The sequence below is a fragment of the Vibrio sp. V08_P9A1T1 genome, assembly GCF_963874405.1.
Taxonomy (GTDB): Bacteria; Pseudomonadota; Gammaproteobacteria; order Enterobacterales; family Vibrionaceae; genus Vibrio; species Vibrio anguillarum.
In genome coordinates, this window is record NZ_CAWNIB010000229.1 from 1 (window position 1) to 2,317 (window position 2,317).

Here is a 2,317-nt window from a genome sequence, read left to right on the forward strand (position 1 = left end):
ACGCCCGCCTAAGGGGCTGACAACGCATAACACCAAACTCAAACACAACAGCCATAACCACCGCGGCTCAATGGGACTGGAAACGCCACGCGTTGACAGTCCCTCTTGAGGCGTTTGTTAGCTTAGCTTTCACCTAACGTTTTTGGATCATTCTATAGAGAGAAAAAGCGGCTAATAATAAGCTCGGCGTGTACCAAACCATTGAACTCACACTGTACTTGTTAACCACGATATACACTAAGTTTATTACTAGCGTAATTTCACAAGTCACATAAGCAATGAAAAAGGTCTTTGACCACTCAGCCAGCTTATCCATCGTTGACAGAAACCAAGTTCGCTCATCGAGGATAAACGACAACGACACTAAAAAGGAGATTATTACTGCTACAGACCTAGAACTCTCAGTTTCCATTGAGTCTAGCACCAAATTGAATAGTAAACTGGTCACCAGAACAACATTGAGATTAGACATTGTTGATACCGACATTACGCATGGAAATTTTGGGATACTAGCAAACGACCAAATCTCTAAGCCTGCTTATAGTATTACTGTTTGTGAGTAAGCTAACGCCCGGCTAAGGGGTTGACAACGCACCGCCGAACTCAAAAAACACACTGTAAACACTGAACTTCAATTTTGAACTAAAGCCGCCACGCGTTGGCAATCCCTCTTGAGCCGTTTGTTAGTTTTTGTGTTGCAACAAGAACTGCTCTAACATTTCACCCACCATTTCCGGTGATTCTTGATGCGACGAATGTGCTGTCAATGGAATATTGGCAAAACTACAACCTACAATTTTCGACTTTAAAGCCGCTGCCTCATCCAACGAAAACAAGAAGTCATTATCACCTCGCATTACTAATGTCGGGCAACGGATTTTTTCAACTAACTCATGTGGGTAGCCAGATTCTGTTGTGTCAAGCCAGACTGCTTTTACAGCGTCTACGAGTTTAGGGAAATCCGGTTTAGGATTTGACGCCTCATATAAAGCAACATCATCGGCAAACCTTGATGCCCAAAATTCAGCCGTCAAACCACTTAGTAATTCAACTGATGGATCATCTGCCTCTAATCGCCACTGCGAACCCAGTGTCACCAAACAAGATACTCTCTCCGGTTCTTGTATTGCTAAACGATAACCTACGATACCACCGTCACTAAAACCAAAAATCGAATATTTCTCAATACCCAAATAGCTAAGAACATGCTGAACGTCTTGTTGATATTGCATGTAATTAAGTGGACGATTGCCTAAAAGGGACTTTCCGTGACCACGGAAATCTATACTTATCAATTGATAGTCAGCAGCAACATATTTATGAATTGAACTTAACTCATTCAACGAACCAAGACCGCCATGAAGCATCAATAATGGCTTGCCGTCATGATTACCTGAAAGCTCGTAATAAATCTCGGAGCCACTAACACTTACATGACCATTTTTATTTTTCATTTTATCGACCAACTACGTTTGTATTGATTTGACCTGAAAAAACTAACGCCCGGCTAAGGGGTTGACAACGCACCGCTGAACTTAAAAAACACTCCGTAAACACTGAACTTCAATTTTGCACTAAAGTCGCCAAGCGTTGGCAATCCCTCTTGAGCCGTTTGTTATGTGTGTGCTATTTAGTTGTACTGTTTAGCTGTAGTAAATCCCATTTGTTGCCATACAGATCTTGAAATACCACTACAGTTCCGTACTCTTCCACTCGAGGCTCTTCATTAAACACAACACCATTTACCTTCATTAACTCATAGTCTCGCCAAAAATCATTAGTTTGTAAGAACAAGAAGACTCGACCACCTGTTTGATTTCCTACTGCTTGGGATTGCTCCGGAGTACTTGCTTGAGCTAAAAGCAAGTTCGTTCCATTAGAATTAGGAGGAGAAACTTGAACCCAGCGTTTACCGCCACCTAAGTCAGTATCTTCAATCAGTGTGAATTGGAGTTTTTTAGTGTAGAACTCGATAGCATCATCGTAATTTTCGACGACTAGAGCAATACACCCGATTTGCTGTTGAACAGATTTAGACATGCTGGTTTCCATTGAATTAAAACGCTGAGTCTACACTATCTTGTGGTTTTTCGAGAAAGCACATAACGCCCGGCTAAGGGGTTGACAACGCACCGCCGAACTCAAAAAACACACTGTAAACGCTGAACTTCAATTTTGCACCAAAGCCGCCACGCGTTGGCAATCCCTCTTGAGCCGTTTGTTAGCTGATGCACTTTAGCCGGAGATTTTCGATCCAACGGCCTAATTTAAAACACATTATTGTTTTCAAGCGGCAAAGTAAAACGGATAGCTGAGA

General features: G+C 42.1%; 2 protein-coding genes. Both read right to left on the reverse strand.

Annotation, left to right across the window (positions count from 1 at the left end; all coding sequences use genetic code 11):
- Positions 1-683: 683 nt before the first annotated feature.
- The gene (locus tag AACT21_RS09355; protein WP_094164325.1) at positions 684-1,454 is read right to left on the reverse strand and encodes an alpha/beta fold hydrolase; all 771 of its coding nucleotides are present in this window, start codon (positions 1,452-1,454) and stop codon (positions 684-686) included.
- A 172-nt stretch (positions 1,455-1,626) separates the two neighbouring features.
- On the reverse strand, positions 1,627-2,040 hold the full coding sequence (locus AACT21_RS09360; protein ID WP_061051312.1) for a VOC family protein: 414 nt from the start codon (positions 2,038-2,040) through the stop codon (positions 1,627-1,629).
- Positions 2,041-2,317: the final 277 nt, after the last annotated feature.

Bases quoted from the DNA above. Each gene is read 5' to 3' on its own strand.
- AACT21_RS09355 (WP_094164325.1), bottom strand. From the start codon at position 1,454: ATGAAAAATAAAAATGGTCATGTAAGTGTTAGTGGCTCCGAGATTTAT.
- AACT21_RS09360 (WP_061051312.1), bottom strand. From the start codon at position 2,040: ATGTCTAAATCTGTTCAACAGCAAATCGGGTGTATTGCTCTAGTCGTC.